This is a genomic window from Pseudoalteromonas sp. SR45-4 (assembly GCF_014163535.1).
GTDB classification, from domain to species: Bacteria; Pseudomonadota; Gammaproteobacteria; order Enterobacterales; family Alteromonadaceae; genus Pseudoalteromonas; species Pseudoalteromonas nigrifaciens.
Window position 1 is genome coordinate 20491 of sequence record NZ_JACJDO010000033.1, and the last position, 15741, is coordinate 36231.

The 15741-nt window shown below is 40.9% G+C and carries 13 protein-coding genes; 9 read left to right on the plus strand and 4 right to left on the minus strand.

What is annotated here, in order from left to right; all coding sequences use genetic code 11:
* Window positions 1–10: 10 nt before the first annotated feature.
* Window positions 11–865 carry a D-hexose-6-phosphate mutarotase gene (locus H5058_RS13520; protein WP_011329591.1) on the minus strand — a complete coding sequence of 285 codons (855 nt, stop codon included), beginning with the start codon at window positions 863–865 and terminating at the stop codon, window positions 11–13.
* Window positions 866–1316: 451 nt separating this feature from the next.
* On the opposite strand from H5058_RS13520, the gene H5058_RS13525 reads away from it, so the two are divergent.
* The 8 genes from H5058_RS13525 (at window position 1317) to H5058_RS13560 (ending at window position 10928) form a co-directional block, all read left to right on the plus strand.
* Window positions 1317–1796, plus strand: a complete 480-nt coding sequence (locus H5058_RS13525; protein ID WP_011329592.1) for a MarR family winged helix-turn-helix transcriptional regulator — start codon at window positions 1317–1319, stop codon at window positions 1794–1796.
* A 62-nt stretch (window positions 1797–1858) separates the two neighbouring features.
* Window positions 1859–3178: a porin gene (locus H5058_RS13530; RefSeq protein ID WP_182678585.1), complete on the plus strand. Its 1320-nt coding sequence runs from the start codon at window positions 1859–1861 to the stop codon at window positions 3176–3178.
* Between the two features lie 183 nt (window positions 3179–3361).
* Window positions 3362–3757, plus strand: coding sequence for a YbaN family protein (locus tag H5058_RS13535; RefSeq protein ID WP_041454623.1), 396 nt, complete (start codon window positions 3362–3364; stop codon window positions 3755–3757).
* 127 nt (window positions 3758–3884) lie between these two features.
* On the plus strand, window positions 3885–4517 hold the full coding sequence (locus H5058_RS13540; RefSeq protein ID WP_182678587.1) for a PepSY-associated TM helix domain-containing protein: 633 nt from the start codon (window positions 3885–3887) through the stop codon (window positions 4515–4517).
* Complete coding sequence (locus H5058_RS13545) at window positions 4517–5026, plus strand: DUF2271 domain-containing protein (RefSeq protein ID WP_089368903.1); 510 nt, start codon at window positions 4517–4519, stop codon at window positions 5024–5026. The genes H5058_RS13540 and H5058_RS13545 overlap by 1 nt, the downstream gene beginning before the upstream one ends.
* Before the next feature lie 51 nt (window positions 5027–5077).
* Window positions 5078–5920 (plus strand): DUF4198 domain-containing protein, encoded by an 843-nt coding sequence (locus tag H5058_RS13550; RefSeq protein ID WP_011329597.1) that lies wholly within the window; start codon window positions 5078–5080, stop codon window positions 5918–5920.
* Window positions 5921–6219: 299 nt separating this feature from the next.
* A complete protein-coding gene (locus H5058_RS13555) occupies window positions 6220–8751 on the plus strand; it encodes a TonB-dependent siderophore receptor (RefSeq protein ID WP_182678589.1) in 2532 nt (843 codons plus the stop codon).
* Between the two features lie 284 nt (window positions 8752–9035).
* Window positions 9036–10928, plus strand: coding sequence for a monovalent cation:proton antiporter-2 (CPA2) family protein (locus tag H5058_RS13560; RefSeq protein ID WP_182678591.1), 1893 nt, complete (start codon window positions 9036–9038; stop codon window positions 10926–10928).
* Here H5058_RS13560 and H5058_RS13565 read toward each other — a convergent pair.
* The 3 genes from H5058_RS13565 to H5058_RS13575 all read right to left on the minus strand — a co-directional run bounded on the left by H5058_RS13565 (window position 10903) and on the right by H5058_RS13575 (window position 15145).
* Window positions 10903–11616: a hypothetical protein gene (locus tag H5058_RS13565; protein WP_011329600.1), complete on the minus strand. Its 714-nt coding sequence runs from the start codon at window positions 11614–11616 to the stop codon at window positions 10903–10905. The genes H5058_RS13560 and H5058_RS13565 overlap by 26 nt on opposite strands.
* Window positions 11617–11750: 134 nt before the next feature.
* Window positions 11751–13544: an alkaline phosphatase gene (locus H5058_RS13570; RefSeq protein ID WP_182678593.1), complete on the minus strand. Its 1794-nt coding sequence runs from the start codon at window positions 13542–13544 to the stop codon at window positions 11751–11753.
* An 11-nt stretch (window positions 13545–13555) separates the two neighbouring features.
* The gene (locus H5058_RS13575) at window positions 13556–15145 is read right to left on the minus strand and encodes an alkaline phosphatase (protein ID WP_011329602.1); all 1590 of its coding nucleotides are present in this window, start codon (window positions 15143–15145) and stop codon (window positions 13556–13558) included.
* 438 nt (window positions 15146–15583) lie between these two features.
* Between H5058_RS13575 and H5058_RS13580 the strand changes: the two genes are divergently transcribed.
* Window positions 15584–15741 (plus strand): cold-shock protein (locus H5058_RS13580; protein ID WP_182678609.1); only part of this gene is annotated, 158 nt, incomplete at its 3' end.

Below are 15741 nucleotides of genomic sequence, written 5' to 3' on the forward strand. Positions count from 1 at the left end.
AATACAAGGCTCAACTCAGCCATTTAATGATGGTAATTAAGGTATGGCTTTGTTTTGGCGCGAGCGTAACGGCATCATTTAATACGTTGGCTGCTTCAAGGCAAAGCATGTTGTTATATTCAGTATTAGCAAAGTTAGATAAACGCTTTGATTTTTCTATCCATGGATTCCACAATACGCAAGAGCTGGAATTTTCTCGGCCCACACTAATTATACCCTCGGGAGTATTAATGGTTTGCACTGGCGCTGCTTGGGTATAAACCATGTCGGTTTCGCGGGCAAAACTAACCACATCACTTTGCATTACTGGAGCTTCGCCAAATTCAGTATATTGCGCACCTTGCAAACCATCAACGCTGGTATTGTTAATATCTGATGTTGGAAAATAAGTATGCAGCGCTTGCGAAAAGCTAAACGGTGTATTGCTTAAATTTGTGGTTGTTAAGCGCACTTGTAACTGCTCGTTTAGTACAAACTCAACTCGTAAGCTTGATTGATGCGGCCAATAATCAAGATTAACTAGTTTCATGGGTAATTTGAGGCTAACAATAACTTCGTATTCGGTTTCATGCACTTCATCGGCCTGCCACAAACTCGTTCGAGCAAAACCATGCGCCGGAAAATCGCTGTTATCGTGTGCTCCAAACCAAGGCCAACAAATTGGGATACCGCCGCGAATACTGGCATTTTCTTGGAATGTTTCTTCTTGAGATACCCATAACAATGGCTGCTTACCTTTTGGGGTAAACTCGGTAATTTGCCCGCCTTGCAAAAATATTTTTGCATCGCAATGGCTGCTATTTATATTAATAAATTCTAAACCGGTATCAGTATGACAAATACTAACGGAAGGTGATAACTTCATATTATTTCCTATAATGCTGGCACGTAGTGTTAAATGTGCACCTAAATAGTCAAGTAAGCTTATAAATCATCTACATAATAAGCGAAATAATTTAAATATCGATCGCTTTATTTTCATTCGGTAATACCTGCGAGGTATTTATAAATAATTACTTTGTACTAATACTTATTTATAAATGTCACCCTCAGTAAATTAGCAATACTTATAAATTGATAAAAAAAACTCATTATCTATACTCTATAGGCTTAAAGGTATACTACAGCCATTGGCGAATAAAACACTACAGACATAGATTAAAAATTAAAAAACACAAATTTTAATTACTGCTCAAACTAATAAAAACCACAAAAAGCAAGCTAAAATGCAATATATCATTTGAATTCAATTTACTTGATGTGTAACATTTCGCGATTATGGCAAACCATTGCGCCCTTTTAACGAGATTAGCTAAATGCAAAAACATAACGAGTTATTGGTTTCTTTACGTAAAGTGATTCGTGCGATCGATTTACACTCTAAGCAACTGAATAAAACTTCAGGCTTAACTGGGCCACAACTGCTTATAATGCAAGAGGTTTCCCATACAGATGGGATAACAGCAAGCCGTATAGCTCAAAATGTAAATTTAAGCCCGGCAACCGTTACTAATATTCTTGATAGGATAGAAGGTAGAGACTTAGTAACTCGGGTACGTAGCCAAATGGATAAGCGTCGAGTGAGTTTATACCTCACCGATAAAGGAAAGGAGTTACTTGATAAAGCACCGCAACCACTACAAGAGCATTTTATTGCTAAGTTTTCGGCACTTGCAGAGTGGGAGCAGAGCCTATTACTGTCGTCAATGCAGCGCATTGCCGCAATGATGGATGCAGATAAACTTGATGCATCGCCTCTGTTAGAAGTGGGTGCGCTTACTCAAGCTCCTAAATAATAAATTTACACAGGATGTGCTTTTACATCTTAAATTTTCAATCAAAATCTGAGCAGCAATTTATGACTAAACTTTCGAAATTAACACTTGCCCTCATGCTAGCTGGTGCGTCGAGCAATGTATTCGCCGCAGATCTAGACACGCTTCAAACTCAGCTTAAGCAACTTAAACAGCAAATGCAGATGCTAGAGCAGCAATTAGCAGCTGAAAAAACCAAACAACAGAAAATTAATGAGCAACACGAACAACAAGTTGCTCAAATAAGTAAAAAAGCGGAACAAACAACTGTGGTTGCTGCCACTAAAGCTGAAGAGAAAGAATCTGCTGGTATAACCGTAGGTGGTGCTATTCGTACTAACTACAGTGTTACCTCGTATAGTGAAGGTAATGAAGACCGCCTTGGTGACTTTGATTTTGATATTTTTCGTTTAAACCTCTCAGGTGAAGTTGGTGGTGTACTTTTAGGCGGTGAAATTCGCTTTTTTGATTACATGACCGTTATAAAGTCGGCGTGGGCTGGTTATCAACTTAATGATGAGTGGCAAGTACAAGCAGGTATTACTAAAGTACCATTTGGTAACGACCCGTATAACTCACATAATTACTTTTTTAGTACTAACTATTATATTGGCCTAGAGGATGATCACGATCTAGGTATTATGTTTAAACGTAAAGTTAGCGATAACTGGCAACTAGACCTTGGCTTTTTCAAAAATGATGAACTTGGTGGTGTTGACGGTTATGTAGAAGATCGTAGCCATCGTTATTCGTACGATATTGTTGGAAGCCGCAGTGCCGGTGAAGGTATTTACGCAGAGCCTGCAAAACAGCTTGGCGAATACAATACCTTTACAGGTCGTTATGCATACCATTTTGAACACGGCGAAGGCATAACCACTGAAGTAGGTATTTCAGCACTTGCGGGTGGCTTACATGATGGGACCGATCGTGCGGGTGATTACAATGCTTGGGCACTGCACTTAAATAGCCATATTAATAACTGGAATATTCAACTACAACACGGTGAGTATAACTACAATGTTGATAATATAGATCGCATGGCTGTAGGCGCATACGGGTTTTATGATTCAATTGCCGCCGATGCTACGACCAGCACCTTTAACGTAGCATATAGCGTACCAGTACAGTGGGGACCGGTAAGCAACCTACAGTTTTATAACGACTACGGTATTATTTACAATAAATCAGACAACAGCGCAAATACCTGGATGAACGTAACGGGTGTATCGGTTGCCGCCGGTGGACTATTTACTTACATCGATTATGTACATGCGCGTAATCAGCCATTTGTAGGCGGTTCTATCGCGGGTAACGGCGAAACAGAAAGCCGCTTTAATATTAACCTTGGTTATTACTTTTAAGCCAAGTAAGTTAATTAGCTAGTTAATTAGTTACTTATAAAGGGCAACTTTGTTTGCCCTTTTTGCTGCGCTAATTTTACTTATTCCTTTATGTCCACGTATTAAGTAACTGCAATTGCGCTTAAATTACGGCATTAATTACTCTATAATCAAACTAACTATAATTTAATAAAACTAACCTAAGTGAATATAAAAACAACCTATATATATTACAAAAAGGTATGGTTTAAAGTACTTGGCTTAATGCTAGTTGTACTTGGAATTATAGGTATAGTACTGCCGGTTATGCCCACCACCATCTTTTTTATTTTAGCTCTGGCCTGTTTTACTCGCTCATCGCCTGCACTTGAGCATTGGCTTTTAAATCATCCACGATACGGCACTACCCTGCACCAGTGGCAAGCACATAAAGTAGTGCCTGTTAAAGCCAAATATTGCGCCGCTTTGGGCATGCTGGTTGGTTTTATATTTTTACTGGCTTCATCTCCTGCTGTTTGGGTTATTTTTTTAGTTGCCATAATTGAAGTGGCTGTAATGATTTATTTAATTTTAAGACCCTCTTCCATACCAAAAAGTTGAATATCCCGCTTTAACAACGTAAATACCCGCTGTTTATAAAAACTTAATGTAAAGTTTAGTAAGTATATTTGTAATAGCTAATACAAATCATTATCATGTGGTAAATATTAATTAGTTTACAGTTATTATGGCGTTTATTAACAAACGAGCTTTATATAGCACCAGCCGGGCTTTACACATTTATATTTCTACAGCGCTATTTTTTTTGCTTATTTTATTTTGTGTTAGCGGCATAGTACTTAACCATGTTGACTGGCTTAAAAATGATAAAAGTAATGGCCAAATATCAACTCCAATTCCAAGTGCATTGGCTGCCAAAGCAAATGCGCAGTTAAGTACCTTACCTACACTCTACCCCGAAATAGAAGCTTACTTAGCCAAGCAATATGCGCTCACTAACGTAAAAAGCATTGAATGGGAAAAAGAGGACGCACTGGTAATGCTCGACTACCCATTACCCGCGGGGTTTGCCTACGCCGAGCTCGACTTTATAAGTGGCACACTAAACCTTGATTACCAAACAGGTGGTTTTTTAAGCCTAATTGGCGATCTACATAAAGGCCGACATAGTGGCGAAGCATGGAGTTGGGTAATAGATATCTCAGCTGTATTAATGATCTTATTTGCCATTACCGGCATGATTATTTTATTTCAAAACAGAAAAAAACGCTTAGCAGGAATATGGATAACGGTGTTAGGCATAGCAACGCCTGTCGTTATTTATTTATGTTGGGTTCCACAATTAAAAGGAGTGTATTAATGATTAAATTTAAAGTGTTTATAAGCGCAGCATTACTGCTAGTTGCGACGTTTTTTCAAGCGACTGCGCATGCACAAACTGCACAATTAGAAATTGAATTAAACCTACCCGAATTAGACGTACAACCGTATCACCGCCCTTATGTTGCAGTTTGGCTAGAAACAAGCGAGCGCAAACACGTTACTACGCTGGCACTTTGGGTACAAAAAGCCGAATGGTTTAAAGACTTACGCCAATGGTGGCGTAAAGCCGGTAAGAGTAACCTTAACTTCGACGGCATAAGCGGCGCAACCAAACGAGCTGGATCTTACACCATTAATTGGCAGGGCAATGATTTAGACGGTAACCCAGTAAAACCGGGTAAATACTTACTTAATATTGAAGTGGTACGCGAAGAAGGCGGCCGAGATTACAGCCGTGTCGAAATAGACCTAACACAAGAGGGTAAAATCACGATTGATGGTACCAATGAATTTTCACAAAGCTTCGTCACTATTATTGCCAAGTAATACATAGCAGCAAATAAAGCATCCGCTAAAACCATTTAAAAAGGAACGATTATGAAAATCAATTTACTTAAAAGTGCATTAATTGGCGCACTTACAGTCACTGCACTTGCATCAAGCTATGCTAACGCCCATGCACAATGGTTAGTGCCATCGCATACTTCTTTATCTGGCGATAAAGCGCATTATGTAATGATTGACGCGAGTATTTCTAATGAAATTTTTGCTCCCGACAAAGCATACCGCCCAACTGAGAAAGACGCACAATACGACGACAATTTACTGATGGCTATCGGCCCTGACGGCAAACCTATTAGCGATAATATTCGCGCTTACTTTTTACAGCGTAAAAACTCTGCGGCAGTTAAATTAACCAACGAAGGGACTTACCATATTGCAATGAAACGTGAACCACGTTTAATGACCTTTTATAAAGATGCAAAAGGTGAGCGTCGTCGTGTTTTTGGTGGCAAAAACAGTAAAGATATTCCAGCAGACGCTACAGATATTAAAACAACCAAAGCATTTTCTACCGTTGATACGTTTGTAAGTCGTAACGGCACATCTAAGCCTGCACTACTCGGTAAAGGTTTAGAGATTAGCGGCCCAACTCACCCTAACGATTTATTTGTTGGTGAACAAGCGCGTTTTCAGTTGCTCAAAGCTGGTAAGCCGGCAGCAAACGTTGAGCTGGCAATATTAAAAGGTGATACACGCTACCGTAACGAACGTGGCGAAGTTAAAGTAACCACTGACAAAAACGGCTTTTTTAGCACAACGTGGCAGCACCCGGGTTTATACTTAATTGAAGCAAGCGTGAGCGAAGAGTCGTCTGAAAAAGGCATAGATAACGTGCGTTACTCGTTATTTACTACATTAGACGTTGCGCCAGAGTAATACTTAACTCTTGAATTAAAACATTAAAACATTAAAAACAATAAAGAGGCCAAGTAATTTACTTGGCCTTTTTTATTTACATTTACTAAATTAATTGTATTAAAAAACACCTCAATTCACCCTGTGGTTGCAACTACTCAACACAAGCACACCTATTTAAATTAGTACGTTCAGCGCAAAGTCAACACCAGCCTTAGCTATTTGCATAACTTAGTTTGTTTTGATCTTTGCACTATCCTATTAGCTTCTTTAAGATGCGGCGCTTTTAGACTCAACAATAGCAGCCCTTGGGGGATCACATGACCATACAGCGCTTTTCAGCGAAAAAATTAGCACTTAGCTTGGCCGTTACTACTGCATTGAGCACGCCTTATTCAGTAGCTGTAGCCGCAGAGCCAGATAGTCAAGCACAAGAAAATATCGAAGTAATTTCGGTAACGGGTACTCGTCGCAGCTTACGCAGTATTGCTGAAAGTTCAGTACCTGTTGATATTATTACCAGTCGCGATATGGCCAGTACAGGCCAGCTTGAAATCAGCCAAGTACTTGCAAACCAAGTGCCAAGCTTTAACTACCCAAGCGCAACAATGGGCGATGGTACAGACCATGCTAAACCTGCAGTTTTGCGTGGTTTAGCCCCCGATCACACCCTAGTGCTTATTAATGGTAAGCGTCGTCATTCAGGTGCGCTATTAAACTTAGCTGGCGTAGTTGGGCGTGGTTCAACAGCTGTTGATTTAAATATGATCCCAACATCGGCAATTAAGCGCGTAGAAGTATTACGCGACGGTGCCGCAGCGCAATATGGCTCAGATGCTATTGCAGGGGTTATTAATATAATTCTTAAAGATGCAGCGCAGGGCGGCAGTGTAAGCGTAACTTACGGACAATATGATACTCAAATGGCTGGAGTACCTCAGCTTGAAAGCGTGTACGCAGATGCAAACGGCAACTTAGCATTTAATACTGGCGACGATCGTGAAATGAGCGATGGCGCAACGCGTACTATTAGCGCTAATTCTGGTTTTTCGTTAGCCGATAACGGTTTTGTAAACGTGTCTATTGAATATCGTGATAACGACTCTACCCAGCGCTCTGGTTTTGACCCTCGGGAGCAATATAGCCGCCTTGATGATGGTAGCCTAGATCCACGCGAGTTCACTATCGATCGTTACAATCACCGCTTTGGTAAAGCAGAGCTTGAAGACTATGCACTGTTTTACAACATGGGCTACGACTTTGATAACGGCTTAAACTTATACTCTTTTGGTAGCTACTCTAAGCGTGAAGGCAACTCAGGCGGGTTTTATCGCCGAGCTGTAGATAAAAATAACATTTTAGACGTTTACCCTAATGGCTTTTTGCCACAAATTGAAACCGACGTAGAAGATTACTCTCTCGCTCTTGGTTTACAAGGTGAAACAGGCGACTGGACATGGGATGTAAGTACCAACTACGGCCGCAACGACTTTGCATTAGGCGTAGTAAATAGCTTAAATACATCTTTAGGTGCCACCAGCCAAACCGAATTTGATAACGGCGCATTGGTTTATGACCAATTTATTGTTAATGGAGATGCCAGCACAGCATTTGATTTAGGTTTACCAGATGACGTATTTTTTACTATAGGTGCTGAATACCGCCACGAAAGCTACAAAATAGAACAAGGCGAAGAAGCTTCTTATATTACCGCGCTTGATAGTAACGGCAACCCAATTGCAGCAGGTGGTGCACAGGTACTATCTGGTTTTGGTCCGCAAAGTGTTACCGACGAAAGCCGCCACAACGTAGCACTTTTTGTTGAATTTGATACCTACCTAACAGAAAAGTGGAATGTGGTTTTAGCCAGCCGTTATGAAGATTACAGCGACTTTGGCGACACATTCACCTCAAAAATAGCAACGCGTTACAGTATTACTGATAACTTATCGTTACGTGGTGCAGCAAGTACCGGCTTTCGCGCGCCATCGCTAGCACAAAGCTCGTATCGTCAAATATCAACCATACTTGAAAACAACCAAGCGTTTGAAGTAGGTTTATTTCCAAGTGACTCTCCAGCAGCACAAGCATTAGGCGCTAAAAAACTAGACGCTGAAGACTCTGTAAACTTAACCGCTGGCTTTGTCTACACTCAAGGTAATTTTAGCCTAACGGTTGATGCATATCGTATTGATATTGATGACCGGATTGTACTCTCTGAAAACCTAGCCGGTGCAGCAGTTGCGCAAATTTTAGCAAACGCTGGTGAGCTAAACACCGAAAGCGTACGCTACTTTACCAATGCAATAGACTCACGTACGCAAGGTGTAGACATAGTTGCAACTTATTTACTGGAACTAGATAACCTAGGCGACGTACGCTTAAACGCAGCGGTTAACTTTAACGACACTAAAGTCACCCATATAGACGACAACCCTGAAGAACTCAATTCGTTAGGTGATGACTATGTTGTATTTGCTCGGCGTGAAGTGGGCCGTTTTGAAGAAGGCACACCAGATAGCAAACTAAACTTATCGGCTGTTTGGAGCTTTAACGAATGGCAAACTACACTGCGTGCCACGCGCTATGGCGAAGTTGCTGATATTTCTACAAGCAGCGACCGAGATGAATACCTAGATGCAAAATGGATAACCGATCTTGAAGTGGCTTATAGCCCTAACGATGAATGGAAATTTGCCGTAGGCGCTAACAACCTGTTTGATCAGTACCCGCAAGCAACTGTAGATAACATTGGTTACTCTAACTTTGGTCAAATATTCCCGTACACCCCCTACGTGCCATACAGTTTAGATGGCCGCTTTTTATACGGTAATATTACTTACCGCTTTTAATAAAAGTGCTAGCTAAAAGTTGAAAGTTATAAAGGATGCATTACGCATCCTTTTTTTGCTGCTTAACGATTGATATAAGTAACATTCGCGTTAATCCTGAAAAAAAATCTCATTATGATTAAAGCAGAGCTAGGGTATGTCAGCGTTAATAATACTTTGAAGGCTGTAAAATTTTAAAAAAAACAGCATTTTTAGCCACTTAAATTATTGTATTTTATAAGCGTGTCAGTCATTCTATTTATACGCAAACCACTTGGGTTTAAAAACTCACCTAGGAAAAACACGTGTTAGAAATAGCTTTAATTTACTTAGCGGCAGCAATTGTAGCTGTGCCTATTGCCAAACGAGTAGGACTCGGATCGGTGCTGGGTTATTTAATCGCAGGCATACTTATTGGCCCTTATGCCTTAGCTATGGTTGGCGATCAAACCGATGTAATGCACTTTGCCGAATTTGGCGTAGTAATGATGCTATTTTTAGTTGGTTTAGAGCTGCAACCTTCACGTTTATGGACATTACGCCACTCAATTTTAGGGTTAGGTGGTTTACAAGTAGTGTTAACCGCAGCCGCTATTTTTGCATCTTGTTATTGGCTGTTTGCCATGCATTGGCAAACAGCCCTTGCCATTGGTTTAATGCTGGCGCTTTCCTCTACCGCTATTGTACTGCAAAGCCTAGAAGAAAAAGGCTGGCTAAAACAAGAAGCTGGGCAAAATGCTTTTTCTGTACTGCTATTTCAAGATATCGCTATTATTCCTATTTTAGCGTTATTACCCTTACTCGCATTTGCACCACTGAGTGGCAACGCCGAGATTAGTGATTCAATTATTGCCAACTGGCCGGTTTGGCAACAAGTAGGTGCATCGATTGCTGTTATTGCCGCCATTATTGTTTGCGGTAAATATATATCGGCCCCCATTTTTAGATATATAGCGCAAACACATATACGTGAAATATTTACCATTTTTGCGCTTTTTTTAGTGGTTGCTATTGCATTAGTTATGCAAAGTATTGGCTTATCACCTGCGCTGGGTACCTTTTTAGCTGGCGTAGTACTTGCCGAAAGTGAATTTAGGCACGAGTTAGAGGCCGACATAGAGCCTTTTAAAGGTCTGCTATTAGGGCTATTTTTTATTACTGTGGGCGCGTCGATTAACTTTGAACTGTTTTTTAATCAATTTAGCACTGTGATTAGCTTAGTTGTTTTATTGATAGTAATTAAAGCCTGTATTTTATTTGCGCTGGCTTTTACCTTTAAAATAAATAAAAAGCAGCAACTATTATTTACACTGGCTTTGGCACAAGGAGGCGAATTTGCTTTTGTATTATTAAGTGTAACTAGTACGCTAAGCATTTTAACGCCCGAACAAACCGCATTAACAACCTTAGTGGTGGCTATTTCTATGTTAATAGCCCCTTTATTATTAATGTTTTACGAGCAACTGCAAAAACGCGATAGCAGCGTAAAGCCTGAATTTGATAAACCCGAGCATATTAGCAGCGCTAAACATGTCATTATTGCGGGCTACGGTCGCTTTGGCCAAGTAATGGGGCGTTTACTGCATGCCCAGGGTTACGAAATAACAGTACTTGATCATAGCCCTACGCAAATTGAATTATTACGCCGCTTTGGTAAAACGGTATTTTATGGTGATGCTGGGCGTCAGGAGCTACTTGAAGCCGCAGGTGCAAAAACAGCACAAATGCTGGTAGTGGCTATAGATAACCCCGATAAAACATTAGAAATTATTAAGCTTGCGCAAAAAAACTACCCGCAGTTAAAAATTGTTGCACGTGCTATCGACCGTCGTCACGCTTATCAATTACTTAGTTTAAAAGTAGATGCCTTTAATCGTGAAACTGTTGATTCTGCCATCAGCCTTGCAGTTAAAGCGCTCGAGTTATTAGGTAACAATAAACCCGATGCCGAGCGAGCTGGTAAGCTATTTAGAGATCACGACCGCGCCAGTGTATTACAGTTAGCAAAATTATGGGGCGACGATATTAGCTACGGTGTAGCTGTACGCCAGCGTATGGAAGATTTAAAACAAGTGCTACAACAAGACAAACAAGCACAAGAAGATTTAAATACCTGCGACGACAACGACTATATTGCGGGCTTAACAGAGGACGCTGCCAAGCCCAAAAAATCTAATGATAATGCTCACCTTGGATAGCTTGCCCCTGCTGGTTATAAAAGCCAGTGGCGCTATGCTCAATAAAACCAAGGTTAATCATTTTAGCTAAAAAGGGATCGTTTTCGTTGTCGCCTATATCGGCATAGTCAGTAGTTTGAAAGTTATCCCATTTAGCAAACTGAGCAACTATCGCTTGCTCGTTACTACTTACATTATTAAGGCTGAGTAAGGTGCTTACTTGGCCTTTTTTACTGCTGACACTAAATGTTTTAACCAACTTTGACTGTGTAAATAAAGCCAGCTTATACTCAGTTTCAGCTTCGTTTAACACATAGTTTTTTACTTCATCACAACCTGTACCCTGAGTATTTACTAACGTCATTTTTGCTATTAAATGCGCATCCACCAGCTGGTTTTTTGCACTCCAGTTTTGTACTCCACGTACTTCTGACGGTTGGTATTCAATACCCCGCTGCTGAGCATTAAAGTAACGAATTGGCCGTATTTGCTTATTAGTTAAATGCTGCCACAGTTCGGTCGTTATTTCGTTTTGATGCGCTACTTGTTGCTGGTTTCGCCACAGGGTTAGCGCTTGAGTTGTTGGCTCGTTATTTTTATTGTTGGTTACAGTGTAAGTTGCTTTTAATAGCGCTGGGTTAACATTGCATTGCTGGGAAAAAGCGCTGCTACTGAATAATACGGTCATCATTAATAATGCTTTTTTCATTGGGTACTCTTTTTAAATGCTCTAATTTATGCTTTTAACATAGCTAAAAATAATGGCTGTTTTATGACAAAATATAATATAAAAACAACCCGCACAGAGTACGAGTTGTTTTGCACACACAAATTATAAACTTACTACTGCGCCACTTTGTCGTTTGCTGTTTTAACTAAATCTGCGGCAAAGTCCATTACATGAAATAAAAAGCTTTGCTCATTAGTGCCTGTCACTAAGTGCGCACCAGGGCCTATAGCATATACGCCAACATCTTCACCTGCGTGTGTTTCTGAGCTCATTGGTACCAGCGCTTCTTGATGAAAACCAGGGGTAGTAGTATCAACATTGGTTAAATCAACCCGCCCTGTTACTGGTGCAAAGTTATAACCTACGTCAGCATCTGTTTCGCTACCGAGGTTTCTAAAACCACCACCATTGGTATAACCTAGCGTTGTATATGGCATATCATCGGCCGCTAGACTTGGCGTTGTTTCGCCTACGCCCACCACTTTACCTAAAATAGGATTACCGCGTTTAGGGTAACCCGCAATGGTAAATACATGGCTGTGATCGGCTGTTACAACAATAAGCGTTTCCTCTGGATTGGTGTTATCAACCGCAACTTTAACTGCTTTTGCCAATTCAATGGTGTCGTTTAAAGCGTTATATGCATTACCCGCATGGTGCGCGTGATCAATACGACCCGACTCAACGGTTAAGAAAAACCCTTTGTCGTTTTTGCCCAGTACATTTATGGCTTTTTCGGTCATTTGCGAAAGCGAAGGCTCGCCAGCAATATCATTTGCGCGGTCTGCTTCGTACTGCATGTGAGATTCGTTAAACAGCCCAAATACTTTAGTAGCATCATCGCTAATTGCATCAAAACCGGTTTGATCCATTACGTAAGTACCATTTGGATATTGCGTTTTCCATTCACTAATTAAATTACGATTATCAGTACGATCCCCTTCAACTGCACTTACTGCATCGGCTGAATTAAACGCAGCATCTTTTGGTAAAAAATGACGACGCCCGCCACCCATAACAACATCAATGCCATCTACATCAACACCATTAAAGCGCGCTTTTAGGTTGGCCTCAAAGTTAACCAGTTGCGATGCAATATCTTCACAATTAGCTGACTCGCTCGCGGGCATATCAGAAATATCTTCCCAGTTACGATCGGCCGATTTTGCGTACATAGCCGCAGGTGTTGCATGAGTAATGCGGGCAGTTGAAATAATACCGGTCGCTTTACCCGCAATTTCAGCAAGCTCTAGTGAGGTAACTAGCTCATGTCCTTTGCCCGACACACAATTACCACGCTCAACCGCTTCATCAATACCAATAACACCCACATCGGTTTTAACCCCTGAGGCCATTGCGGTCATAGTGCCGGCCGAATCGGGCGTTTGTGCATCTACGTTATAGGTTTTTACAAAACCTGAATACGGCATAGTTTCAAAGCTTAATTGATGCTCCTCACCCATTTCACCTTCTAACTGCCCGGCTAAAATACGCGCTGCAGTTATTGTCGAAATTCCCATACCATCGCCAACAAATAAAATAACATTTTTAGCCTTGCCTGACTCAGTCACTATGCTCGCATTTGCTGTTTTTGTGGTTGCTAACTTGGTTTGTGCATCACTAAACCAAGCATTACTAGTAAGCGATGCTAACTGCTCGCTGCTAAGCGACGTAGCTGGTGCATTACATACTAAGTTACTTGATGTAGCCTCACTGCTTTCTAATATTCCATTACCGTTGGTATCTTCGCCTGTTTGTGTTGTTACTCCGCCGTTAACACATTGCTCAGACCCGACAGCAATTACGTTATTGGCAGTTAATATACTATTTTGGTTTTTATCGCTGTCACTTGAGCAACCCGTTAGTGCAAGAGTTACTGCTAAAGAAAGTACCGTTAATTTTTTCATGTTAGCCGCCATTATTGCTGAGTTAGTTCAAGAGCTTGATTAATTATATGAAACACTACATTTTGCTCAATTACGCCTTGTGCAAGCTGAGCACCGGGGCCTGTTGCATGCAATGAAATGTCTTCACCTGCGTGTGTTTCCGAGGCCAATGGCACTGTTGTTTCTTGATGAAAACCAGGGGTTGTTGTATCAATCCCTTGTAACTCAACGCGCCCTGCCACAGCAGCACTTGCATAGCTTGCATCGGCATCTGTTTCATCACCTAAGTTTCTAAACCCTAAACCATTGGCGTAACCAACTGTGGTATAGGGCTTGTTATCGGCAGCTAGGCTGGGGGCTGTTTCGCCCACGGCCACAACTTGACCTAAAATAGGGTTGCCGCGTTTGGGATAGCCCGCAATAGTAAATACATGACTGTGATCGGCAGTGACTAAAATGAGGGTTTCTTCTGGATTGGTGTTATCAACCGCAGCTTGTACCGCTTTGGCCAACTCTATTGTGTCGTTAAGTGCATTATAGGCATTGCCCGCATGGTGCGCGTGATCAATACGACCCGATTCAACGGTTAAGAAAAAGCCTTTGTCGTTTTTGCCCAGCACTTCAATTGCTTTAGTAGTCATATCGGTAAGTGAAGGCTCGCCAGCAATATCGTTTGCGCGGTCTGCTTCGTATTGCATGTGGGATTCGTTAAATAAGCCAAATACTTTAGTAGCGTCATCGGCAATATTATCAAAGCCGGTTTGGTCCATAACATACGTTGCAGTAGGGTATTGCGCTTGCCATTCACTAATCAAATTACGATTATCGGTACGATCCCCTTCTATTGCGCTTACTGCGTCTGTTGAATTAGCTGCTACGTTTTTGGGTAAAAAGTGCCGACGTCCGCCGCCCATAACAACATCAAGGCCATCTATATCAGTACCAACAAAACGCGCCTCTAGGTTTTTTTCAAAGTTAATTAGTTGCGAGGCAATATCTTCACAGCCAGCTGCAATTGCATCCTCTGGCATGTCTGAAATATCTTCCCAGTTACGATCGGCCGATTTAGCATACGTTGCTGCAGGCGTTGCATGGGTAATTCGCGCTGTTGAAATAACCCCAGTTGCTAGGCCTTTAATTTCTGCCAGCTCTGTTGCTGTTAGTAACTCGTTGCCCGCAACTGTTGAACACATCCCACGCTCTATATTTTCGTCAACACCTATTACGCCAACATCGGTTTTTACACCCGAGATCATCGCAGTCATAGTGCCCGCAGAATCGGGAGTTTGTGCATCTACGTTATAGGTTTTAACTTGTGCGGAATACGGAAATGCCTCAAAGCTTAAGTAACCCTCCTCCCCCGATTGGTTATTGCGTTGTCCTTGTAAAATACGTGCGGCGGTTAGCGTTGATACCCCCATACCATCACCAACAAATAAAATTACGTTTTTAGCTTTGGTGGCTTTAACACTCTGCGCTTGGGTAGTTTTTGTTGTTAATTTTGTTTGCGCAGCACTATACCAACTGCTGTCTTTTTGGCTTTGCGGTAATACATTGGCATAACTAGCTGCGTTAAACGCAAATGTTAGCGCTATTGCCGCAGCAACTTTTTTAATTTTCATCCATAATTCCCATTATTTAGTGATTATTTTTTAAAAAATGTGTGACCACAAAAAGATCAACCGCTGCACTATAAAAAATAGATATGACTAATAAAGGTAATTTTTATGAAAGTTAAATGACTAAATTTATGAATGTAACTACTATAAAATCAAAACGCATTAAAAACACAAAACAAAGTGAAAAATAAAACCCTTAATTTACAAAAGGATATAAAATAATCATGCCGTTTTATATAACTTTTAATTATATAAAGCTTGCTACATGTTTTAACTTACTCTAACATGCCTGCATCGGGTTGATTGAAAACCCAGCTTATTTGTAAGTACCACGTTGTTATTAGTAATAATCCTGCGCGTTATCCTCAGTTATATGCTTGTTTTCTCCCTGTTAAATTGCCTATTTTAAGGCACACTTTTATTAATTCTTAGGATACTATTATGTCTAATACTACAACTGGTACAGTAAAATTTTTTAACGAAGCAAAAGGTTTTGGCTTTATCGAGCAAGAATCTGGCGCAGACGTGTTTGCACATTTCAGTGCAATTTCAGGCGACGGTTTCAAAACTTTAGCTGAAGGCCAACGTGTACAGTTTAC

Coding starts and splice junctions, on each gene's coding strand:
- H5058_RS13520 (WP_011329591.1), bottom strand. CDS start 865: ATGAAGTTATCACCTTCCGTTAGTATTTGTCATACTGATACCGGTTTA.
- H5058_RS13525 (WP_011329592.1), top strand. CDS start 1,317: ATGCAAAAACATAACGAGTTATTGGTTTCTTTACGTAAAGTGATTCGT.
- H5058_RS13530 (WP_182678585.1), top strand. CDS start 1,859: ATGACTAAACTTTCGAAATTAACACTTGCCCTCATGCTAGCTGGTGCG.
- H5058_RS13540 (WP_182678587.1), top strand. CDS start 3,885: ATGGCGTTTATTAACAAACGAGCTTTATATAGCACCAGCCGGGCTTTA.
- H5058_RS13545 (WP_089368903.1), top strand. CDS start 4,517: ATGATTAAATTTAAAGTGTTTATAAGCGCAGCATTACTGCTAGTTGCG.
- H5058_RS13550 (WP_011329597.1), top strand. CDS start 5,078: ATGAAAATCAATTTACTTAAAAGTGCATTAATTGGCGCACTTACAGTC.
- H5058_RS13555 (WP_182678589.1), top strand. CDS start 6,220: ATGACCATACAGCGCTTTTCAGCGAAAAAATTAGCACTTAGCTTGGCC.
- H5058_RS13565 (WP_011329600.1), bottom strand. CDS start 11,616: ATGAAAAAAGCATTATTAATGATGACCGTATTATTCAGTAGCAGCGCT.
- H5058_RS13570 (WP_182678593.1), bottom strand. CDS start 13,544: ATGAAAAAATTAACGGTACTTTCTTTAGCAGTAACTCTTGCACTAACG.
- H5058_RS13575 (WP_011329602.1), bottom strand. CDS start 15,145: ATGAAAATTAAAAAAGTTGCTGCGGCAATAGCGCTAACATTTGCGTTT.